Below are 21,366 nucleotides of genomic sequence, written 5' to 3' on the forward strand. Positions count from 1 at the left end.
TGTGGTCGACGATGACCAGACCCATGGCCGCGCAGCCGTACTACGGGCGGGCGGGCGAACCCGATATCGATATCCGGCAATTCATCGACGGGGCGGCCGGGCTGCTCGGCGGTGCCGCGAACGTGATCATGCAACTCGCGCATCCACCGGTGGGGTACGGGGTGGTGGAATCCCCGGTGGAGAGCGGCAATGTGATGGTGCATCCCATCAAGCGGCTGCGGACCACCATCACCTATCTGGCGGTCGCGCTGCTGGGGACCGACGCTGATCGGGCGGCCTATCGCGCGGCGGTCGACACCTCGCATCGGCAGGTGCGGTCCCGGCCCGGAAATCCGGTGAAGTACAACGCCTTCGATCCGAAATTGCAGCTGTGGGTGGCGGCCTGCCTCTATTGGGGCGCACGCGATCTCTACGAGCGAATGCACGGCCCGATGAGCGCGGCCGACGCCGACGCGTTCTACCGGTATTCGGCGCGGCTGGGCACCACGCTGCAAATGCGCGAGGAGCTGTGGCCCGCGAATCGCGATGCGTTCGAACGGTATTGGAATGAGAACCTGGCGGCGACCACCATCGATCCGAGAATTCGCGCCTATTTCGAGGATCTCATCGATTTGAAGATGATGCCGCTGCCGGTGCGATCGGCCTTCGGCGGAATTCATCGATTCTTCGTGACCGGCCTACTGCCGCAACATCTTCGGGACGAAATGGGGATGACCTGGTCGCCGCGGCAGGATCGATTGCTGGCCCGGATCATGCGCACGGTCGGCACGGCGGAGGAATTACTGCCCACGCCGGTGCGGATCTTCCCGATCAACGTCTATCTGCTGGATATGCGACTGCGCCGCAGGCTCGGTCTGCCGCTGGTGTGAAAACCGCTGCGGCTCACTGAATCCGGAAGCCCGGCAGGACGTGATCGATGGCGAACTGCCGGAGTGCGGCCTCATCGTCGAGCGGGATCACCGTCTGCGGGGTCAGCGCCAGCGACAGCGCGTTGCGGGCGACCATCTCCGCCAGCGGTAGCGGATCGTATTCCGGGAGTTTGCCTTCGGATTGCAGCCGGGTGATGAACTCGGCCAGATAGTCCCGGCCCAATTCGATGACGGGCGCACCCTGCACCGTGAGGAACGGGAGCACCACCTCGGGTTCGGTCTTGAGCAACCGGCCCAGCAGCTGATTGCCGCGCAATCCCTCGATGAACGCGATGAACAGCGCGACGATCTGATCCTGTGCGCTGGCATCGCGCTCGATCTCCGCGTGCACGGCGGCGTCGGCGTCGGCGATGAACTGCCGGGCCAGGCGCAGCCCGACCGCCTCGATCAGATCGGATTTGCCGGCGAAACGCCGATAGAGTGTGGCCAGCGAGAGCCCGCCGCGCCGGGCGACCTCGACCATGCTGGTGCGTTTGATCCCGAAGTCGAGGAAGGCGACCAGTGCGGCGTCGAGCACCTTGGCCTGATTACTGTCCTCGGGAGCGGATCCGCGCACGAGCGGCAGGAGTTTGGCCAGCTTGGCCATGGTCCGGCCCCTTTCGAGTCGCGAAGATACGATGAGGCACCAATCATCGCACATTGACAGTGACCCACCTCGATGAGAAGGTGAGGACAAGAGTTTCTCACACTCTCCTCAGCGACGAGGAACGACGACGAGGAGTCGAGTCAACGATGACCGCCCCGCTGCGCCAGCCCTTCCCCGACCCGGCCGATGGCTACGGATTCGCACCCGGCACCGAACCACTCACTCCCGACACCGTCCGCGAGCACATCGACGGGCTGGCCGCCTTCCTCGGCGGGGCCGCCAATGTGATCATGCAACTCTCGCTCAAACCCGTCGGGTACGGGGTGATGGAGAGCGATGTACGCAGCGGCAGCGTCATGGTGCGGCCCATCAAACGACTGCGCACCACCCTCACCTATATCGCCGTCGCCCTGCTCGGCGAGGACGATGATCGCGCCGCGTATCGCGAAGCGGTGAACAAGTCCCATCGCACCGTGCACACCAAGCCCACCAGTCCGGTGAAGTACAACGCCTTCGATCCCAAACTCCAACTGTGGGTGGCAGCCTGCCTGTACTGGGGCATGGACGACCTCTACCACCGCATGCGCGGCCCGATGAGTCCCGAAGTGGCCGAGGCGTTCTACCGGTACAGCGCGCGCCTGGGCACCACCCTGCAGATGCGCGCGGAGATGTGGCCGCCGACCCGCGACGCCTTCTACGCGTACTGGGAGGAGAACCTGGCCACCAAGCACATCGACGAGCCGACCCGCGCCTACTTCAACGCGCTCACCGACCTGAAGATGCTCCCCTACCCGCTGCAATTCCTGCTCGGCGGCCTGCACCGCTTCATCGTCACCGCGCTACTCCCGCAACATCTTCGGGATGAGATGGGCATGACCTGGTCGGCCCGCGACGAACGTTTCTTCGGCGGCTTCCTGCGCCTGATCTCCGCGGTCTGGACCCGCATGCCCACGGTGCTCCGCCTCTTCCCCTACAACTTCTACCTCGCCGATATGCGCCTGCGCCGCCGCTTCGGCCGCCCATTGGTCTGACGGCGGCACAGGCATATCGAACTCAGCGTCGTTCGGTGAGGGCGCGGAGGAAGAAGCCGAGGTTGGCGGGGCGTTCGGCGAGGCGGCGCATGAGGTAGCCGTACCACTGGGTGCCGTAGGGGATGTACACGCGCAGGGCGTGGCCCTCGTCGACCAGGCGGCGCTGTTCGGCGTCGCGAATGCCGTAGAGCATCTGGAATTCGAAATCCCCTGGGCTGCGCCGATGTTCGGCCGACAGCCGCAGCGCCGCCTCCACCATGGCCGGATCGTGCGTGGCGATCATGGGATGCCAGGCGTCCCGCATGAGCACGTCGAGGCAGCGCAGATAGGAGGCGTCGACCTCACCGCGCTTCTGATACGCCACGGTCTCGGGTTCCTGATATGCGCCCTTGCACAGGCGAACTCGCGTTCCCGAGGCCGCCGCGTCCCGGCAATTGTCCTCGGCGGTGCGCAGATAGGTCTGCATGGCCACCGCGAGCCAGGGGAATTCGGCGCGCGCCTGCTCGACCGTGGCGAGCGTATCGAAGGTGGTGGTGTGATCCTCGGCGTCCACGGTCACCCACACCCGCGATTCCACGGCCTTGGCACACAGTTTGTGCAGGTTCTCGGCGGCGATGGCCGGACCGTCCACGCCCAGCGATTGCCCGAGCGCGGAAAGTTTCACCGACACCTCCACCGGCGGGACCTCGGTATCGGGCGCGCGATCCAGTTCGGCGAGATCGTCGATGAGCGAGAAGTATTCGGCCACGGCGGCATTGGCCATGGCCGGATCGGTGGTGTACTCGCCGAGGAAGTCGACGCTGACCATGCGCCCGCTGTCCAGCAGCGCGCGCACCACGGGTGCGAGTTCGGCGCGGGTCTCCCCCGCCACGAAGCGCCGCACCACCGCGGCGGTGATCGGGGTGCGGGTCACCGCCTTCTTCAGTCGCGGTGAATCGGCCGCGGCCAGGATTGCCGGTCGGAGCGGGTTCATTACGCCTCCTCCATATGCGGGTAGCGGTAATCCGTTGGGGCGACGAAGGTTTCCTTCAGGGTGCGCGGCGCGACCCAGCGCAGCAGGTTGAGATAGGACCCGGCCTTATCGTCGGTGCCCGAGGCGCGCGCGCCGCCGAAGGGCTGCTGCCCGACCACCGCACCCGTCGGCTTGTCATTGATGTAGAAGTTCCCGGCCGCGAATCGCAGTGCGGTGGTTGCCTGTTCGACGGCCTGGCGGTCGCGGGCGAAGATCGCGCCGGTGAGTCCGTAGGGCGAGGTGGCGTCGACGGTGGCGAGCATATCGGCGAAGGCGTCCGGGCGGCTGTCGTCGTAGACGTGCACGGACAGGATCGGCCCGAAGTACTCGGTGGCGAACGATTCGTCACCGGGGTCATCACTGAGCAGTACGGTCGGGCGAATGAAGAAGCCCTCGGAGTCGTCGCACCCGCCGCCGGTGATGCCCAGCCCCTTGTCCCGGGCGCGCGCGATGGCGGCGGCGTTCTTGTCATAGGAGCGCCGATCGATCACGGCCCCACCGAAATTCGACAGATCCGCGACATCGCCGTAGGTGAGCTCGTCGACCTGCGCCAGGAACTCCTCCCCCATCTCCCGCCACACCGATTTCGCGATATAGGCGCGCGAGGCCGCCGAGCACTTCTGCCCCTGATACTCGTACGCGCCGCGAATCATGGCGATGCGCAGCGCATCCGGATCGGCGGAGGAGTGCGCGACGATGAAATCCTTGCCGCCGGTCTCGCCCACGATGCGCGGATACCCGTGATACCGGCCGATATTCGCGCCGACCTGCTGCCACAGGTATTGGAAGGTTCCGGTCGAACCGGTGAAGTGGATTCCGGCGAGCCGCGGATCGGCCAGCGCCACTTCGGACAATCGCACGCCATTGCCGGTGACCATATTGATCACCCCGGGCGGCATGCCCGCCGCCTCCAGCAGTTTCATCGTGTAGTACGCCGAAAGCGTCTGCGTCGGTGAGGGTTTCCACACCACGGTATTGCCCATCAGCGCCGGTGCGGTGGGCAGGTTCCCGGCGATGGCGGTGAAGTTGAAGGGCGTGACGGCGTATACGAACCCCTCCAGGGGCCGGTAGTCCAGCCGATTCCACACCCCCGCCGAGGATTGCGGCTGTTCGGCCAGAATCTGCCGGGCGAACGCCACATTGAAGCGCCAGAAGTCGACGAGTTCGCAGGGTGCGTCGATTTCGGCCTGCTGCACCGTTTTCGACTGCCCCAGCATGGTGGCGGCGGCGATGGTTTCCCGCCAGGGTCCGGCGAGCAGATCGGCCGCCCGCAGTAGCACGGCCGCGCGTTCCTCGAACGGCAGTGCCCGCCAGGCGGGCGCGGCGGCGTGCGCGGCATCGACGGCCGCGCTCGCCTCCGCGTGGGTGGTATCGGTGAATGTGCCGAGCACCTGCCGATGCCGGTGCGGCATCACGATGTCGGCACGTTCACCGGTGCCGGGTTGGTGTTTGCCGCCGATCACCAGCGGCACATCGATAGATCCTGCGGAGATTTCGGCGAGCCTGCCCGTCAGCAGTGCGCGTTCACGAGAGCCGGGTGCGTAGGTGTGCACCGGTTCGTTCGCGGGAGCAGGGACAACCGTGACAGCGTCCATATCCCAGGCTAACGCGAACAAGACCACCGCCGTGGGCGAGACGCTCCGAAAATTCTCCGGTTAGCTCAGGTCGTTGGCGATGATGTTCTCGATATTGCGTTCCGCGAGAGCAGTAATCGTCACGAACGGGTTCACCGTCGTCATACCCGGGATGAGCGATCCGTCGATGACGTAGAGCCCCTTGTACGAGGTCAGGCGACCGTAGTTGTCGGTGCTCTGGTTGAGCACGCAACCGCCCAGCGGATGGTAGGTGAGGTCGTCGCCCCAGGTCTTGGTCGCCCCGAACAGGTCGGTGCGATAGATCGTGACTTCCTTCTTGTTGATCTTGTCGAAAATGCGTTTGGCCGCATCGATACTCGGCTGGTTCCAGGCGGTCTGCCAGTTCAGGTCCACCCCACCGGTTCCGGAGTTGTAGGTGAACTTGCCGCGATTGGGGTTCTTGGTGATCGCGAGATACAGGCTCGCGAAGGTCTCCAGCCCCGCCGGGAACGGTGACACCTCGGCGAACGCCGGGCCACCGCTATCGGCCCAGTTGTCGATGCCGAGGGTCGGAATACAGGATTGCAGGCTGCCGGTGGCGTCCCAGGCCTGATTCTGCCGGGCCACCATGACATTGCCGTTGGTGCCCCAGCCGGTGCCGACCGAATCGGGCAGGTTGGGCAGTTTGCCGGTGGCCTTCATGCTGACCAGCAGTTTGCTGGTGCCCACACTGCCGGCCGCGAAGAAGACCTTCTGCGCCACAACGGCTTTGGTGGCCACCGTATTGCCGCCGGTGTCGATCTGCTTCATCTCGACCTTGTAGCCGCCGTCGGTCGGCGATACCGCGGTGACGATGTGCATGGGCGTGATGCCGACCTTGCCGGTGCCGACGGCCGCGGCGAGATAGGTCTTGTCGAGGGACTTCTTGCCGTAGTTGTTGCCGTAGATGACCTCGCCGTCGAGCGCGGAGCGGGTGACGGTCTTGGCCTGCTCCTGCTTCATGTAGTTGAAGTCGTAGACGTTGGGCACGAAGGTCCACGAAAACCCGGACCGCTCAGCCTGTTTGCGGCCGACGCGGGCGAACTGATAGCAGTCCGCACTGTCGAACCAGGACTGGTCGATATTGTTCACGCCGAGGCCGGTATTGGCGCGCGGGTAGTAGGTGCTGTACATCTCGCCCACGTCCACCGAGGGCAGGATGCTGGCGAAGTTCTCCTGTTTGGGCGTCACCGCCATACCGCCGTTGACCAGTGAGCCGCCGCCGACGCCGCGGCCCTGGTACACGCGAATCCCGCTGAAGTGCTCGGAATCCAGTACGCCGGTGTACCTGTTGATGGACTTGTTGTAGGGCGCGCCCATGAAGTGGTTGACCGGTTGATCGGTCTCGGTCCGCAGCCAGAAGGACCGCCCGTCCGGCTTGAGCATGTTGCAGAAGATCTTGCCGTCGGAGCCCGGCTGCGACCACGACATGCCCATCTCCACGATGGCCACGTCGACCCCGGCCTGCGCCAGTCGCAGCGCCGCGACCGCGCCGCCGTATCCGGAGCCGATGACGAGCACCGGCACCTTGTCGCCGTCGGCGAGCTGCTTGGTCGGCAACGCTCGAGCGGGGACCTGTCGGGCCAGCACCGCCGCCCCGAAAATGACACCTGTTGCAGCTAGGAAACCGCGACGGGTGACGTTACTCCCGTAGATACTCTTACCGGGGGTTTCATAAATGGATCCACGCACTGAAAGACTCCTCATCGAGACTCGATGAGAACCTGTTATAGAGATTGTGAAGTAGCCGTGTGTCAGTTTTCGGCAAATCAGGAAAAAGTCCGGCAACCAGAAGGCAAGGGGCCCAACGCAAAAAGGAAGGGCGTGAGCTGCTGCTCACGCCCTTCCTTGGAAGTGCGACCCTGACGGGACTCGAACCCGCGACCTCCGCCGTGACAGGGCGGCGCGCTAACCAACTGCGCCACAGGGCCTTAACTGCCGCTCGGCCCGCGGGCCTTGCAACGCGGTAGACGTTAGCACGACCCGGGGTCCGGGACTAAATCAGCTGGTCAGGCGATCAGCGGCGGCGGCGATGCGCTCATCCGTCGCGGTCAGCGCGATGCGCACATGCTGTGCGCCGCGCGGGCCGTAGAACTCGCCCGGAGCCGCCAGGATGCCGCGCTCGGCCAGCCAGTCCAGCGTGGTGCGGCACGGCTCGCCACGGGTCGACCACAGGTACAGGCCGGCCTCGGAATCGTCGATGCGGAACCCGGCCGCCGCCAACGCCTTTCGCAGCACCTCGCGACGGGCACGGTAGCGCTCGCGTTGCTCGGCCTCATGCGCGTCATCACCGAGGGCGGCGGTCATGGCCGCCTGGATCGGGAACGGCAGCATCATGCCGGAATGCTTGCGCACTTCCAGCAACTCCGCGATCAGGGCCGGATCACCGGTGACGAAACCGGCGCGGTAACTCGCCAGATTCGACGTCTTGGACAGCGAGTGAATGGCCAGCAGGCCGGTGTGATCCCCATCGCACACCTCGGGATCGAGCACCGAAATGGCCCGGCCCTCCCAGGGCAGGCCCAGGTAGCACTCGTCCGAGGCGATGATCGCGCCGCGCTCGCGGGCGAATTCGACCACCTTGCGCAGATGTTCGACGCCGAGCACCCTACCGGTCGGATTCGACGGCGAATTGAGGAAGATGAGCGCGGGCTTCTCCGGACCCAGCTGGGTCAGGCTGTCCGCGCGCAGGATTCGGGTACCCGCCAGCAACCCGCCGACCTCATAGGTCGGATAGGCCACCTCGGGTATCACCACGAGATCGTCCGCGCCCAGCCCGAGCGTGCGCGGCAATCCGGCGATCAGCTCCTTGGTGCCGATCACCGGCAGCACCGCGTCCGGCTCGATGCCGGTGATCCCGAATCGCCGTTTCAGCGCTGCCACAACGCTTTCGCGCAATTCGGGGGTGCCGTGCGTGGTCGGATAGCCCGGTACCGCCGCCACCGACGCGAGCGCCGCCTGGATCAGCGGGTCCACCGGATCGACCGGGGTGCCCACGGAAAGATCCACGAGCCCGCCCGGATGCGAAGCGGCTTTCGCCTTCACGGAAGTGATGGTGTCCCAAGGGAAATCGGGTAGTAGTGCACTCACCCGGCCACGCGCGGTCAAGACCTACTCCGCGGCCATCGGCGGTAGCGCGGCGATGAACGGCGGGTCGTAATCGACCTTGCCGACCTTGGTGGCGCCGCCGGGCGAACCGAGATCGTCGAAGAATTCGACGTTCGCGTTCACGTAGCCGCTCCACTGGTCCGGGGTGTCGTCCTCGTAGAAGATGGCCTCCACCGGACACACCGGTTCACATGCACCACAGTCCACGCACTCGTCCGGTTGGATGTACAGCATGCGGCCACCCTCGTAGATGCAATCCACGGGGCATTCCTCGATGCACGCCTTGTCCTTCACGTCAACGCACGGTTCAGCGATGATGTACGGCACTGCCGCTCTCCTAGTCTGTCCTCACATGCGGGATAGTCCGCCCCGCGAAACAGTATCCCGGCGCGTTCACAATACTCCTGGTCAGGCAAGCCTAATTTGCCCTGGGCCGCGTTCGCGGACCGGGTCGGGGCCGCGAACGCCGATGGGAGCGGCTCCCACTCAGCCTAGTGCCAGCGGAGCCACCAGCGAACTGTGCTGTGGCACACCATAGGTGGTGGTGCGCTGCCGGACCGGACGGCCGATCCCGGTGGCGATCTCGGTCAGTTCCGCGACCGTTTTCGCCGATCCGTGCTCCGAACCCGCCATGCGGGAGATGGTCTCCTCCATGAGGGTGCCGCCGAGGTCGTTGGCGCCGCCGTTCAGCATCAGCTGGGTGCCCTTGATGCCGAGTTTGACCCAGCTGGTCTGGATGTTCTTGATGCGGCCGTGCAGCATGATGCGGGCCAGGGCGTGGGCGGCGCGGTTGTCGCGCACCGTCGGGCCCGGGCGGGAGGCGCCCGCCAGGTAGAGCGGGGCGCTCTGGTGCACGAACGGCAGCAGCACGAATTCGGTGAAACCGCCTGTCTCGTCCTGGATTCCGCTCAGTACGCGCAGATGGCCGACCCAGTGCTTGGGGTTGTCGACATGGCCGTACATCATGGTCGAGCTGGAGCGGATGCCGAGTTTGTGCGCGGTGGTGATGACATCGATCCAGGCCGAGGTGGGCAGTTTGCCCTTGGTCAGGACCCAGCGCACCTCATCGTCCAGGATCTCCGCGGCGGTGCCCGGAATCGAGTCCAGCCCAGCCTCTTTCAGCGCCGCGAGCCAGTCGTGAATGCTCTGACCGCCGCGGGAAGCCCCATTGACGATCTCCATCGGGCTGAAGGCGTGCACATGCATGCCCGGGACGCGCTCCTTGATGGCGCGCACCAGATCGGCGTAACCGGTGACCGGCAGCTCCGGATCGATACCGCCCTGCATGCAGATCTCGGTCGCGCCCTCGACATGCGCCTCCCAGGCGCGGTCGGCGACCTCGGACGCACTCAGCGTGAAGGCGTCCGCGTCACCCTTGCGCTGCGCGAACGCGCAGAAGCGGCAGCCGGTGTAGCAGATATTGGTGAAGTTGATATTCCGGTTGACGATGTAGGTGACGTCATCGCCGACCGTATCGCGGCGCAACTGATCCGCCAGCGCCGTAATCGCTTCCAGCGCAGGGCCGTCCGCGGTGGCCAGGGCCAGATACTGATCGTCGGAGAGCCCCGCCGGATCGCGCTCGGCGGCGTGCAGCGCGGCCAGCACCTCGGAATCGAAGCGCTCGGGTGCGGCGACCGCGAGCTCCTTCACCTGTTCGCGAATGGTCTCCCAGTCGCCGAACGCGCCCAGGCCGTCACTGGCGAGCGCGGAATCGCTGCGGGACTCGGTGTTCCGGCCCTCGGAGTCGATGGCGGTATTGAGGTCGATGCGGCCGACCGATTCCCAATCGTGGTCCGGTTCCTGCCAGGGCAGGCCGGTGGGGTTCACGGTGCGGGCCAGGCCGGTCAGCGGATCGGAGAGCGCGTCGATATGCCGGGACACCCGCGGATCGATCCAGGGATGGCCCGCCAGCACGTATTTCGGATGCGCGGTGAGCCGTTCGGTGAGCACGAATCCGGCATCGGCGGTGACCTGCGCCAGCGTGTCCAGATTCGGCCAGGGCCGTTCCGGATTCACATGATCGGGGGTGAGCGGGGAGACGCCGCCCCAATCGTCGATGCCCGCGTCGAGGAGCGCGCGGCATTCCTCGAGCGATACCAGATTGGGCGGGGCCTGAATCCGCATCTTCGGGCCGAGCAGCAGGCGCGCCACCGCGATGGTGGCGCGGAACTCCTCCAGATCGGCGTCGGGGGTATTGCGCATGGCGGTGTCGTGCTTGGCCAGGAAGTTCTGCACGATCACCTCCTGCACGTGCCCGAAAGCCTTGTGCGACTTGCGGATCGCCAGAATGGATTCGGCGCGCTCGGTGAGGTTCTCGCCGATGCCGACCAGAATGCCGGTGGTGAACGGTATGGACAGCCGTCCCGCGTCGGTCAGCGTGCGCAACCGCACCGCCGGATCCTTGTCCGGGCTGCCGTAGTGCGCCTGACCCGGTTCGGTGAACAGCCGGGTGGAGGTGGTCTCCAGCATCATGCCCATGGACGGGGCCACCGGCTTGAGCCGGGACATCTCGGCCCAGCTCATCACACCCGGATTCAGGTGCGGCAGCAGGCCGGTCTCCTCCAGTACCCGGATCGACATGGCGCGCACGTAATCCAGGGTGGAGTCGTAGCCGCGCTCGTCCAGCCACTGGCGGGCCTCGGGCCAGCGTTCCTCGGGGCGGTCGCCGAGCGTGAAAAGGGCTTCCTTACAACCGAGTTCAGCACCCTTGCGGGCGATGTCCAGAATCTCGTCGGGTTCGAGGTACATACCCTTGCCCGCGGCGCGCAATTTGCCGGGCACGGTGACGAAGGTGCAGTAGTGGCATTTGTCGCGGCACAGGTGCGTGATCGGGATGAACACCTTGCGCGAATAGGTGATGGGCAATGTGTCCCCGGCATAACCGGTTTCGCGCAGTCCGGCATCGCGCACGCGCGCGGCGGATTTGGCGAGATCCTCCAGGTCACCGCCCCGCGCCTGGAGCAGCACCACCGCCTCGTCGAGGTTGAGCGTCGCGCCGTCGCGCGCCCGCCGCAACGCCCGGCGCATGCCCGAGGGGCTGGGCGGAACCGGGGGAAGATTCGGGTTCGGTAGATCCGTCACGTCTTCGATCATGCGCCATCCATCCGACTGGTCCGACTCGGGTGCCATAAGAACGGGCAACCGGGCGCAGCGGCAGGCTATTCCATCGCCGACGCGCGAATATTCTCGCGCATGAGAGCGGCGATCGCGCGATGTGACGTGCCCGATGGGACAAAACCTTGCGGGGGCCGGATGGCGTGCCTAAGGTGATCCGCCACGATTACTCGTATCGCCTGATTCGAATATTCGCATTCACCTTGCTGAGATGGGGAACCCGTGTTCGAGAGATTCAGCCGCGCCACCCTCCTGGGAGCGGCGGGCGCGACGCTCATGCTGACCGTCGCGACCAGCCCGGCCTCCGCCGCCTACAACCTGCCGCCCGCGAATCCGTATCTCGGGCCGGTGGGCACCGCGACCATGCACGGCGATGCCGAATCCTCCGACGCCACCCCGCTCCCCGGACCCGGCACCGGGAATGTCCGCGCCGACTTCCACGAGGAGGCCGCCGCCTGCCCGACCATCCTGCAGGGCGCCGACGGCTTCCCGCAGGCCCTGTGCACCAAGATCACCGACCGCGCCCCCGAAGTACTGCTGCTCGATCCCACCAACGGAAACACCCTCGCCACACTGAATCTCACCAAGGGCAGCCTGCTCGGCGGCGTCTACGCCTACCTCGACGAACAGGACCGCATGGTCACCGTCGACGGCAGCGGTGAACTGCTGCGCATCGGGCACGAACGCGACGGCAACGGCTGGAAACTGTCCATCACCTCGAGAACACCCATCGCACAGGCGGTTACCGCGCACTGCGGCGGCGGGGACTGCGATCACGTCGCCGCGGTCATGCCCGACTTCGACGGCCGGGTCTGGTTCGCCACCGATAACGGGGCCGCCGGATTCGCCGATCCCGCCACCGGAACCGCCAAGGCCGTGGAACTCGCACCCGGGGAAATGGTCGCCAACAGCATCTCCAGCGCACCGCAGGGCGTCACCGTCGCCACCGATCACGCGCTGTACCTGCTGCGCGCGGACTCCTCGGGCAATCCCTATGTGGTGTGGCGGCGCGCCTACGATCGCGGACCCGCGCGCAAACCCGGACAGTTGAGCTGGGGCACCGGCGCGACCCCCACCTTCTTCGGCGCGGGCAGCGGCACCGAATACATCGCCATCACCGACAATGCCGCGACCAAGGAGAATCTGCTCGTCTTCGATACGGCCACCGGTAATACGGTGTGCTCGGTGCCGGCCATCGACGGCACCGAGAACTCCCCCATCGGCGCGGGCAACAGCCTGTTCGTGGCCAGCACCTACGGCTACCCGTACCCGCAGCTGCCCGCCAACGCCGGACCCAGCCAGCCCGCGAGCGCACCGTTCACCGGCGGGATGACCCGTATCGACGTCACCGGGTCCGGATGCACCGTGGTGTGGACCAATACCGTTCCCTCCGCGGCGGTTCCGCGCCTGTCGGTCGCCGACGGCAAGATCTACACCATCGCCCGGCACTCGCTACTCGGATCGGGCAGCGGCGGTTCGGGCAGCTCGTCCGGCAGCCTCGGCTCGGGCAGCGCGGGCCTGCCCAGCGGCAGCGGCGGCGTCACCGACAACTACAAATACACCGTCATCGACGCCGCCACCGGCCATGTCGACACCGCACAGACCATCGGCGCCACCACCATTCACGACACCCTGCAAATGGTCGGCACCATCGCCCCCGGCCGCGTGCAATACCAGGGCACCCTGAGCGGACTCTTCCGCATCACCCCGAACTAGCGGGGCACTATCTCCCGGCCGGGGGCGGCGAATCGTGCAAGCATGGCAGGCATGTCCGAGCGTCCCGCCTCCGGCGACCTCCAGCCCGCCCCCGGCGGGATCATGGTGGATCCCGCCTGGCATCCGAGTCCGCGCGCGAAATTGCTGTGGGCGATCGGCGCCGCACTGTCGTGGGCGTTCCCCTTCCTGGCCCTGATCGTTTGGATGATCGTGGATCCGCACCGGCGCACCTGGCAGCTGTGGATACTCGTAATCGCCGTGCTGGCAGCGGTATTCAGCATCGCCGTGGTACCGATGTGGCGGTACGCGGTGCACCGGTGGGAGATCACCGCCGAGGCCGTCTACACGCGGACTGGCTGGTTCACCCAGGAGAGCCGGGTCGCGCCGATCAGCCGCATCCAGACCGTCGACACCTATCGCGGACCGCTGGAACGACTGCTCGGCTTGGCCACGGTGACGGTGACCACCGCATCCTCGGCCGGGGCCGTGCACATCAGCGCACTCGCCCTCGACGATGCCCGGCGCACCGTCACGCAGTTGACCGAAATCGCCGCCCGGCATCGCGGAGACGCCACGTGACCGACCCGTTCAACCCCGATCCCGCAGCGCCACAATCGATTCCCGCACCGCCCGCTCCCCCGCCGCCGAGCGCCTCCTGGCAGCGGCTGGATCGGCGCATGCTGCTGGTGCACCCGATCACCGAGCTGATCCGCTTCATCCCGGTGCTGCTGGCCACCCTCATCGCGGGGGCGCGCAGTGACAGCCCGATGTGGAGCCTCGGGGTGGTTGGCATCATCGTGGTGCTGGCCATCACGCGCTGGTTCACCACCACCTATCGGATCACGCCGGACAATGTCGAACTGCGCACCGGATTGATTCAGCGCAAGCGACTGTCGGTGCCGCGCAATCGAGTTCGCTCGGTGGACGTGGAAGCCGATCTACTGCACCGGGCGCTCGGGCTGGCGGTGCTGTCCATCGGCACCGGACAGCAGGCCGAGCGCGGGGACCGGTTCAAACTCGATTCGCTCGACGCCGGGCTGGTGCCCGCACTGCGCACCACCCTGCTCGAACACACCCGCGAGCAGGGGCACAATGGCGCGGAATCCGCCGAGCCACAGCGGGATACGGCCGCGACCGGCGGCGTGACGCTGAACAAGCCGGTCGTCGACCTGCCCGCACCGCCCGCGCACGCACCGGTGGAAATCACGCACTGGCAGGCGAATTGGGTGCGCTACGCACCGCTGTCGCTGACCGGGTTCGCCATCATCGCGCCCATCGTGGGCCTGCTCTTCCAATACGGCTTCGCCCGTATCATCTTCGACTCCAGCGCCGTACAGGGCGTGGAAGACGGTGGCGCACAGGCCATCGCGCTGGCGGTGACCGCGCTGTTCCTGTTCCTGGTGGCATTCGTCAGCCTGGCGGCCTGCGCCCGCTACCTGACCACCTACTACGGACTGAAGGTCATCGACGACGGCAGCACACTGCATATCCGGCACGGACTGTTCACCACCCGCCAGACCACCCTGGATCTGGCCCGCCTGCGCGGCGCGACCGTGAACGAGCCGCTGTTATTGCGCATGGCGGGAGCGGCCGAACTCGAAACCATCATGACGGGCACCAAGTCTCGTCAGAAAATCGTTCCCCAGGCTCCCCGCGCGGCGGTCGATCACACCCTGGCGCATCTGCTCGACAGCACCGCCGTTCTCGATGCGGTCACGCCCGGCGCGGGTCCGGTCTCCGGGGCGAACGGTGCGGTCCGGGGCGAAGCCGAACTCCCGATTCCGCCCATCGTCACCGCGGAGCTGCGCTCGCACGGCCCGGCCGCCACCCGCCGCCGCTACACCCGGGCCCTGAGCCTGCCCGGTGTGGCCGCGGTCGTCCTGATCGCGATATCCCTTGCGGGCGGGTCGATTCCGGCGTGGATCTGGGCGCTACTGGTGCTGGCGGCCGCCGTGGCCACCGCACTGGCGTGGGATCGCGCACGGGGTCTGGGCCATACGGTGATTCCCGCGACCGGCGACAACCCCACCTGGCTGATCACGCGCAGCGGCTCGCTCGATCGCGATCGGGATTGTCTGGAGGGCACCGGCATCATCGGCTGGACGGTGCGGCAATCCTGGTTCCAGCGCCGGGTCGGCCTGGCCACCATCACCGCCGCCACCGCGGCGGGCAAGAAGCGCTATCACGTCATAGACATTCCGCTGGAACAGGTGTGGCCGCTGATCGAGGCCGTCACCCCGGGTCAGCTCGGAACCCGCTGAGCCGCACCGCGACTCAGCGGACCGAGCGGGTCACCACTGGCCGGGCTGGTACTCGCCGCCGGTCATGCCGGCGATGACGTTCAGGCGGTTCCAGGCGTTGATGGTGGCGATCAGCGAGATCAGCGCGCCGATCTGGTCATCGTCGTAGTTCTTGCGGACCTGCGCCCAGGTGTCCTCGCTGATGCCCTGGTGGGCGTCGGCCAGGCGGGTGCCCTCCTCGGTCAGCGCCAGCGCGGCGCGCTCGGCCTCGTCGAAGACGGTGGATTCGCGCCACGCGGCGACCATGGCCAGGCGGACCGGGGTCTCACCCGCGTGCGCCGCGTCCTTGGTGTGCATATCCAGGCACATGCCGCAGCTGTTGATCTGCGAGGCGCGGATCTTGACCAGTTCCTGGGTGGCCTTGGGCAGGGTGGACTCGTCGACGACGCGGGCCGCGGTCACCAGGCGCTTGTTGAACTTGGCGGCGACTTCATTCTGGTACAGGGCGAAGCGGGTCATTGTGCTGCTCTTTCCACTGGGTTCTTGTTGACTACACAGAGATGACGACGCGGCCCGCACGGGTGTGACATCGATTCCGGATGTAATTTTTCATTCACCTCGAGAACCGTAGATTTCCGCAGATCGAGACGCTGAAAAGTGAGCCGACATTCGCCCGATATGGTAGAAAACACCCAGGTTTTACGAGGGGAGTTGTCATGGAACCAACGGCCGCACAGCGGGCCGCGCTGGGCCAGATCTGCGATACGTTCCTGCCCGGCGACGGGCTCACCCTGCCCGCCGCGACGGAGCTGGGAACCGTGGACACCATCTTCCGGATTCTGGGCCGCAATCCGCGCGAGGCGGAGCAGAAGCAACTGGCGACGCTGCTCGGGCTGTGGGATTCCCGGCTCACCGGACTGCTCACCGGCAATGGGCCGCGCAAGTTCTCCACACTGTCGCAGGAGCAGCGCGAGAAGGCGCTGCTGAAGCTCGGCGATTCCGGACTGGCACCGGTGCGGGCCATCTTCCAGGCACTCAAGCAGGCATCGCTGCTGGCCTACAACGTGACCCCGGGACCGACCGGCACGAATCCGCTGTGGAAGGAGATCGGCTATCCGGCTCCGGCGGGACCGTTGCAGAACGCTCCGAAACCGGCGTTGCAGCCGCAGCGGTTCACCGAATCCACCACGCTCACCTGCGATGTCGTGATCATCGGCTCGGGTGCGGGCGGCGGCGCGGCGGCCGCGGTCCTCGCCGAGGCCGGACTCGATGTGGTGGTGCTGGAACGCGGAAACTATTACGACGACCGGGATTTCGGCGCGGGCGAACTGGAGGCGCTGACCAGTCTGTACGCGCCCGGCCCCGCCGGATCGGCCGAAGGCCAGATCACCCTGGTCGCCGGAACCTGTCTGGGCGGCGGCACCGTCGTCAACTGGAGCACCTCGCTGCCCACCCCCGATACCGTGCGGCAGGAGTGGGCCGAACTCGGCGCACCGCAATTCGCCGAGGCCGAGTACGGTGACGCGCTCGCGGCGGTATCCAGCCGCATCGGCGTCACGACCGCCAAATCGCAACTGTCACTGCGAGACAGCGTCCTCGAACGCGGCGCACAGGCGCTCGGCTGGGATATCGATGCCCTGCCGCGCAATGTCTCCGACGCCTGCGATGCCGGAATCGAATGCGGCCGTTGCGGTTACGGCTGCCGCGTGGGCGCGAAGCAGTCGGTCACCAAGACCTGGCTCGCCGATGCGGCCGGGCACGGCGCACGCCTGGTGGTCGATGCCGATGTACGGCGCATCGAGGTGAAAAACGGTCGTGCCGAGGCGGTTTCGGCGGTCACCTCGAATGGTGTGGAGATCACGGTGTCGGCCCGGGCCGTGGTCGTGGCGGCCGGAGCCATCCAGACCCCCGCACTACTGCAGCGGTCCGGATTGAAGAACAAGAACATCGGCCGCCATCTGCGCCTGCATCCCGCCGCGGCGGTCTTCGGCGTCTTCGATGACGAGATCCGGGGCTGGGAAGGCGGTTTGCAGACTCGTATCAGCCGCCACCATGCCGATCTGGACGGTAAGGGCTACGGCGTCATCTACGAGACCGGACCCCTGCACCCGGGTCTGGCCACCGGATTCATGAACTGGCGCGGGGCCGCCGAGCACCGCGCCACCATGCTGGACTTCGCCCACTCGAACGCCGTCGGCGTCATCACCCGCGACCGCGATTCGGGCACCGTGGAAATCGACAAGACCGGCGAGGCGATCGTCAAATACAAGCTCTCGGAGTACGACGCCGGACACCTGCACACCGGAATCACCGGTGCCGCACAGATTCTGGAGGCCGCCGGGGCACGCCGCATCTTCTCCGGACATCAGGCCGGGGTGTCCTACGAACCCGGCGTGCGCGGCTCGCACGCCGAATTCGAGGCGGCCTGCGAGCGCGCGGGCTACGGTCCCGGACAGTGCGCGCTGGGCGCGCTGCACATCATGGGTTCGGCGCGCATGGGCGGCTCCCCCGAGCTCTCGGCCACCAATCCGGACGGGGCCACCTGGGATGTGGCCAATATCGTCGTCGCGGACGGTTCCAGCTTCCCCACCGCGCCGGGCGTCAACCCGATGGTCTCCATCGAGGCCATCGCCTATATGAACGCCAAACGCCTTGCCGCACAACTGACTTAGCTCACATCGACGGGTCAGCTCAGAGCGACCGGATGCCCTCCAGTACCGCGGTCAGCAGCCCCATATCGGCGGTGCTGCCCGTGGGGGGCGGCGGCGTGCGATACACCAGCCTGCCCTCATCGATCAGATCCCCGATCAGCACCTTGACCACCGCGAGCGGCAGATGCAGATGCGCCGCCACCTCGGCCACCGAGATCGGGGTGCGGCACATCCGCACGATGGCCGCGTACTCCGGTTCGGTGCGCCGCACGGACGCACCGCGCTGCACATCGACCAGCTGCGTCGTCATGGACAGCTCCGGCCGCTCGATGCCGCCGCGGCCGCCGGTCACCGCGAAGAGGCGGACCAGCGGACCGGAATCCTCCTCGTACCAGTGTTCGCGCGGCTCGTTCATGGCCGTTGCGCGCCGCCCGCGGGATCGGCGTGTGGTGGACGGCGAACCGGATCGACCGACAGATGGGTGCCGACGCGCTGCACGGTCTGATTCATCTCATAGGCCACCAGACCCATATCGGCGGTCTCGGAGGCCAGCAGGGCCAGGCAGGCATTCTCCCCGGCCGCGGTGATGAACAGCACCGCCTCATCGAGTTCGACGACCGTCTGGCAGACCCCGCCCGCCCTGAAGTGGTGCCCGGCCGACCGCGCCAGACTGTGCAGCGCCGAGGCCATCGCGCCGAAACGCTCCGCCTCCGAATGCTGTTGCCCCTTCGAATAACCGAGCAGCAGGCCGTCGGTGGAGAGCAGCACCGCCACCCGCGCGTCGGTCAGCCCGCTGACCATTTCGTCGAGCAGCCAGCCCAGATCGATTCGCTGGAAGGTGGTCATTGTGGTCCTCTCTCGGATTCCGGAGGGTGCTTGCGGCCCTGGCGGGTGCCTTTGGAGATCGCGCTCATGAGATTGCGGGCCTCATCGGCCGTGCGCTGCCGCGGCGGTGCGGACACCACCGGTTCGGCGGCCGTATCCGCACCGGTCCGGCGACTGCGACGAGGCAGATCCGGGCGAGCGGAATCGGACCGCGAGAGATCGGTATAGGTTCCCGGGCGGTCCGCGTTCGCGTCCGGGTGTTCGGTGTAGATGCTGGTGAGCGCGTTCGGCCCCGGTTCCCGGGCGGGCAGGCTGGGCCGTGGGAATTCCGGATTCCGTTCGGCGCGAACGGCATTCGACCACACCGGGGCCAATGATTCGAAGGAATCCGGACCACCGGCGGGCGGCGCGGCGGGCGGCGGCGCGGGCACGGCGAACCGGGAGGTCTGCGCGGCGGGCAGACCGCGATGCGGAAACGGCTGCTCATGCCGCGGTGGCCCGGAAGTCTCCAGCACCGCCGACGGAATCAGCACCACGGCGCGCACGCCGCCGTACTCGGATTCCAGCAGTTTCACCGAAACAGCATGCCGGGAAGCCAATTTCGCGACAACGAACAGGCCGAGCCGGGTATTGCCGGACAGTGTCGCCACACTGAAGTCGGGCGGATTCGCCAGCAGCGCATTGCGTTCGGCCAACTGGGCCTCGGTCATGCCGAGACCGTGATCGATGACCTCGACCGCGACGCCCCGGCCCACCACCACCGCCGACACCGTGACATCGGATTCCGGCGGTGAACAGGCCGTGGCATTGTCGGTCAGCTCGGCCAGCAGGTGGATGATATCGGCTACCGCGCGACTGGCCACCCACACCTCGGGCAGGCGGCCGGTCCGAATCCTGGTGTAGTCCAGGCTTTCCGCCACCGCACCGCGCACCAGATCGATGAGCGCCACCGGATTACGCCAGCGCCGCCCCGGCTGCTCACCACCGAGAATGATCAGATTCTCGGCATTGCGCCGGGCCCGGGTGGCGAGATGATCGAGCTGGAACAGCAATTCGAGCTGATCGGAGTTCTTCTCCTCGCGCTCGGCGCGATCGAGCAGGCCGAGCTGCCGGTGCACCACCACCTGACTGCGATGCGCGATATTCAGGAAGACCGCGTTGATACCGGCGCGGGTGCGCGCCTCGGCGATCGCCGCCGATACCGCCGCCACGTGAGCGCGGTTGAAGGCATCGGCCACCTGACCCAGCTCATCGGTGCCGAAGTCCAGGCGCGACACCTCGGCCGAGACATCGACATCCTCGCCGGCGCCCAGCCGCTGAATCAGGCCCGGCATCCGCTGATCGGCCAATTCCAGTGTGTCACTGCGCAATCGCTTCATCCGGCCGATGAAGCGATTGGCCAGCACGAATGCCGCGCCGAAGGCCAGCAGCGCGATCAGCCCCACCACCGCGCCGCCGATGAGCGAATCGCGGGTGGTCGCGGCGCCCTGCCTGCTCGCGATCACATGCTGATCGCGACTCTGATTCTCCCAGAGCTTCTGCAGGGCCATATTGACCTGGGCGGAAGCCCGCTGCCAATCGTCCAGGCTCACCGGCAACGCGGCGGTCGCCTTGGCGGTGTCGCGCGGCTTCCCGGTCGCCGCCTTCCCGGTCTCGGCCGCATTCCCGGTCGCCGTCGTATCGGTGTCACCGACCGGACCGCGCAGCAGCAGCGCATCCTGCATCGCGGTGACCTGCTGCCACGCCGAACCGTCGGTGATCGCGTTCAGTTCGGCGAGCCGTTTGCCCTTGAGCACCGTGCCCGCGTACGCCACCTGGGCGCGGAATTCGCCCGCGCGGCGGCTGAATTCGAGCAGTTGCGCACCGGAGAAGGCGCCGGTGGTCACCGCCACCGCACCGATGGTGTCGGCCTGCGACAGCGCTTCGGCGGCACGCAGCGGCTCCACACCGTGCCCGAGTTCGACACCGAGTTTGGCGTTCGGCGCGACCCGGGCCGCCAGCATCGACGCCGAGATAATGGTCCGGATCACCTCGGTGAAGAATCCGAAAACCTGCTCCGGGGTGGCCTGCAGTGAATCCACGCCGTTGCGCAGCGTGGGCACCATGCCGAAAAGCTTGTTGTAGCCGTCGATATCGGCCGCCGCGCCATCGGGATTGAGTTTGCGCGCGGCGTCGCCCTTCGTCTTGACCACGGCCAGCGCCTGATCCGAACGCGTACGCGCGGGCGTCAATTGGGCGATCGCGTCGGCGTCACCGGCCAGCCGCAGCATCGACAGCCGCCGCTCCTCCTGGAAGGAGGAGACCATCAGGATCGCGGGGGTCGTGGTGTCGCCGCTGAGCTGGGCCCAGTCCTCGTCATCCTGCGCGGATTTGACCAGGTAACTGGCCGCGCCCGCACCGATGGCCAGCAGCGTGATGCTGGAGATGAGCACGATGGCGAGCAGCCGGACCCGGATGCTCACCCAGCCCTGAACCCCGCGCTCTATCGAATCGGTCTGCCTGCCAATCGATTTGCGCAGGTTCTGCCAGCTGCCCACCGAA

General features: G+C 66.8%; 17 protein-coding genes and 1 tRNA gene. 6 read left to right on the forward strand and 12 right to left on the reverse strand.

Annotation, left to right across the window (positions count from 1 at the left end):
- The first annotated feature begins 11 nt into the window (after positions 1-11).
- Positions 12-869, forward strand: a complete 858-nt coding sequence (locus ACFC4D_RS27950) for an oxygenase MpaB family protein (protein WP_376067910.1) — start codon at positions 12-14, stop codon at positions 867-869.
- Between the two features lie 13 nt (positions 870-882).
- Here the strand turns inward: ACFC4D_RS27950 and ACFC4D_RS27955 are convergent, their stop codons facing one another.
- On the reverse strand, positions 883-1,515 hold the full coding sequence (locus ACFC4D_RS27955) for a TetR/AcrR family transcriptional regulator (protein ID WP_375965536.1): 633 nt from the start codon (positions 1,513-1,515) through the stop codon (positions 883-885).
- Between the two features lie 146 nt (positions 1,516-1,661).
- Between ACFC4D_RS27955 and ACFC4D_RS27960 the strand changes: the two genes are divergently transcribed.
- Positions 1,662-2,546 carry an oxygenase MpaB family protein gene (locus tag ACFC4D_RS27960; RefSeq protein ID WP_375965534.1) on the forward strand — a complete coding sequence of 295 codons (885 nt, stop codon included), beginning with the start codon at positions 1,662-1,664 and terminating at the stop codon, positions 2,544-2,546.
- Positions 2,547-2,568: 22 nt separating this feature from the next.
- Here ACFC4D_RS27960 and ACFC4D_RS27965 read toward each other — a convergent pair whose 3' ends face one another.
- The 7 genes from ACFC4D_RS27965 to ACFC4D_RS27995 form a co-directional block, all read right to left on the reverse strand.
- Positions 2,569-3,519 (reverse strand): proline dehydrogenase family protein, encoded by a 951-nt coding sequence (locus tag ACFC4D_RS27965; protein WP_376067912.1) that lies wholly within the window; start codon positions 3,517-3,519, stop codon positions 2,569-2,571.
- The gene (gene pruA, locus ACFC4D_RS27970; protein ID WP_376067914.1) at positions 3,519-5,153 is read right to left on the reverse strand and encodes an L-glutamate gamma-semialdehyde dehydrogenase; all 1,635 of its coding nucleotides are present in this window, start codon (positions 5,151-5,153) and stop codon (positions 3,519-3,521) included. The genes ACFC4D_RS27965 and pruA overlap by 1 nt, the downstream gene beginning before the upstream one ends.
- A 60-nt stretch (positions 5,154-5,213) precedes the next feature.
- On the reverse strand, positions 5,214-6,878 hold the full coding sequence (locus ACFC4D_RS27975) for a GMC oxidoreductase (RefSeq protein WP_376067916.1): 1,665 nt from the start codon (positions 6,876-6,878) through the stop codon (positions 5,214-5,216).
- A gap of 150 nt (positions 6,879-7,028) precedes the next feature.
- Positions 7,029-7,102, reverse strand: a tRNA-Asp gene (locus ACFC4D_RS27980).
- Between the two features lie 70 nt (positions 7,103-7,172).
- Positions 7,173-8,261: a succinyldiaminopimelate transaminase gene (gene dapC, locus ACFC4D_RS27985; RefSeq protein ID WP_376068235.1), complete on the reverse strand. Its 1,089-nt coding sequence runs from the start codon at positions 8,259-8,261 to the stop codon at positions 7,173-7,175.
- Between the two features lie 21 nt (positions 8,262-8,282).
- Positions 8,283-8,606, reverse strand: coding sequence for a ferredoxin (gene fdxA / locus ACFC4D_RS27990; protein WP_067572375.1), 324 nt, complete (start codon positions 8,604-8,606; stop codon positions 8,283-8,285).
- Between the two features lie 159 nt (positions 8,607-8,765).
- Entirely contained in the window at positions 8,766-11,372 is a 2,607-nt protein-coding gene (locus tag ACFC4D_RS27995; RefSeq protein WP_375965525.1) for a bifunctional FO biosynthesis protein CofGH, read from the reverse strand.
- 243 nt (positions 11,373-11,615) lie between these two features.
- Between ACFC4D_RS27995 and ACFC4D_RS28000 the strand changes: the two genes are divergently transcribed.
- The 3 genes from ACFC4D_RS28000 (at position 11,616) to ACFC4D_RS28010 (ending at position 15,370) form a co-directional block, all read left to right on the forward strand.
- Positions 11,616-13,109 (forward strand): hypothetical protein, encoded by a 1,494-nt coding sequence (locus ACFC4D_RS28000; protein ID WP_376067918.1) that lies wholly within the window; start codon positions 11,616-11,618, stop codon positions 13,107-13,109.
- A gap of 42 nt (positions 13,110-13,151) precedes the next feature.
- Positions 13,152-13,688 (forward strand): PH domain-containing protein, encoded by a 537-nt coding sequence (locus ACFC4D_RS28005; RefSeq protein WP_376067920.1) that lies wholly within the window; start codon positions 13,152-13,154, stop codon positions 13,686-13,688.
- Between the two features lie 98 nt (positions 13,689-13,786).
- Entirely contained in the window at positions 13,787-15,370 is a 1,584-nt protein-coding gene (locus tag ACFC4D_RS28010; RefSeq protein WP_376068237.1) for a PH domain-containing protein, read from the forward strand.
- A gap of 30 nt (positions 15,371-15,400) precedes the next feature.
- On the opposite strand, the gene ACFC4D_RS28015 is transcribed toward ACFC4D_RS28010, so the two are convergent.
- Complete coding sequence (locus ACFC4D_RS28015) at positions 15,401-15,868, reverse strand: carboxymuconolactone decarboxylase family protein (protein ID WP_364640080.1); 468 nt, start codon at positions 15,866-15,868, stop codon at positions 15,401-15,403.
- A 197-nt stretch (positions 15,869-16,065) separates the two neighbouring features.
- On the opposite strand from ACFC4D_RS28015, the gene ACFC4D_RS28020 reads away from it, so the two are divergent.
- Positions 16,066-18,021 carry a GMC family oxidoreductase gene (locus ACFC4D_RS28020; RefSeq protein ID WP_376067922.1) on the forward strand — a complete coding sequence of 652 codons (1,956 nt, stop codon included), beginning with the start codon at positions 16,066-16,068 and terminating at the stop codon, positions 18,019-18,021.
- A 19-nt stretch (positions 18,022-18,040) separates the two neighbouring features.
- On the opposite strand, the gene ACFC4D_RS28025 is transcribed toward ACFC4D_RS28020, so the two are convergent.
- The 3 genes from ACFC4D_RS28025 to ACFC4D_RS28035 are packed head-to-tail and all read right to left on the reverse strand — an operon-like array spanning position 18,041 to position 21,362.
- Positions 18,041-18,415: a DUF742 domain-containing protein gene (locus ACFC4D_RS28025; protein WP_375965516.1), complete on the reverse strand. Its 375-nt coding sequence runs from the start codon at positions 18,413-18,415 to the stop codon at positions 18,041-18,043.
- Positions 18,412-18,846 carry a roadblock/LC7 domain-containing protein gene (locus ACFC4D_RS28030; RefSeq protein WP_375965514.1) on the reverse strand — a complete coding sequence of 145 codons (435 nt, stop codon included), beginning with the start codon at positions 18,844-18,846 and terminating at the stop codon, positions 18,412-18,414. The genes ACFC4D_RS28025 and ACFC4D_RS28030 overlap by 4 nt, the downstream gene beginning before the upstream one ends.
- Positions 18,843-21,362: a nitrate- and nitrite sensing domain-containing protein gene (locus tag ACFC4D_RS28035; protein WP_376067924.1), complete on the reverse strand. Its 2,520-nt coding sequence runs from the start codon at positions 21,360-21,362 to the stop codon at positions 18,843-18,845. Before ACFC4D_RS28035 ends, ACFC4D_RS28030 begins: the two co-directional genes overlap by 4 nt.
- Positions 21,363-21,366 lie beyond the last annotated feature (4 nt).

The sequence above is a fragment of the Nocardia sp. NPDC056000 genome (genome assembly GCF_042269265.1).
Taxonomy (GTDB): Bacteria; Actinomycetota; Actinomycetes; order Mycobacteriales; family Mycobacteriaceae; genus Nocardia.

Bases quoted from the DNA above. Each gene is read 5' to 3' on its own strand.
- ACFC4D_RS27950 (WP_376067910.1), top strand. From the start codon at position 12: ATGACCAGACCCATGGCCGCGCAGCCGTACTACGGGCGGGCGGGCGAA.
- ACFC4D_RS27955 (WP_375965536.1), bottom strand. From the start codon at position 1,515: ATGGCCAAGCTGGCCAAACTCCTGCCGCTCGTGCGCGGATCCGCTCCC.
- ACFC4D_RS27960 (WP_375965534.1), top strand. From the start codon at position 1,662: ATGACCGCCCCGCTGCGCCAGCCCTTCCCCGACCCGGCCGATGGCTAC.
- ACFC4D_RS27965 (WP_376067912.1), bottom strand. From the start codon at position 3,519: ATGAACCCGCTCCGACCGGCAATCCTGGCCGCGGCCGATTCACCGCGA.
- pruA (WP_376067914.1), bottom strand. From the start codon at position 5,153: ATGGACGCTGTCACGGTTGTCCCTGCTCCCGCGAACGAACCGGTGCAC.
- ACFC4D_RS27975 (WP_376067916.1), bottom strand. From the start codon at position 6,878: ATGAGGAGTCTTTCAGTGCGTGGATCCATTTATGAAACCCCCGGTAAG.
- ACFC4D_RS27995 (WP_375965525.1), bottom strand. From the start codon at position 11,372: ATGATCGAAGACGTGACGGATCTACCGAACCCGAATCTTCCCCCGGTT.
- ACFC4D_RS28005 (WP_376067920.1), top strand. From the start codon at position 13,152: ATGGCAGGCATGTCCGAGCGTCCCGCCTCCGGCGACCTCCAGCCCGCC.
- ACFC4D_RS28010 (WP_376068237.1), top strand. From the start codon at position 13,787: ATGCTGCTGGTGCACCCGATCACCGAGCTGATCCGCTTCATCCCGGTG.
- ACFC4D_RS28015 (WP_364640080.1), bottom strand. From the start codon at position 15,868: ATGACCCGCTTCGCCCTGTACCAGAATGAAGTCGCCGCCAAGTTCAAC.
- ACFC4D_RS28020 (WP_376067922.1), top strand. From the start codon at position 16,066: ATGGAACCAACGGCCGCACAGCGGGCCGCGCTGGGCCAGATCTGCGAT.
- ACFC4D_RS28025 (WP_375965516.1), bottom strand. From the start codon at position 18,415: ATGAACGAGCCGCGCGAACACTGGTACGAGGAGGATTCCGGTCCGCTG.
- ACFC4D_RS28030 (WP_375965514.1), bottom strand. From the start codon at position 18,846: ATGACCACCTTCCAGCGAATCGATCTGGGCTGGCTGCTCGACGAAATG.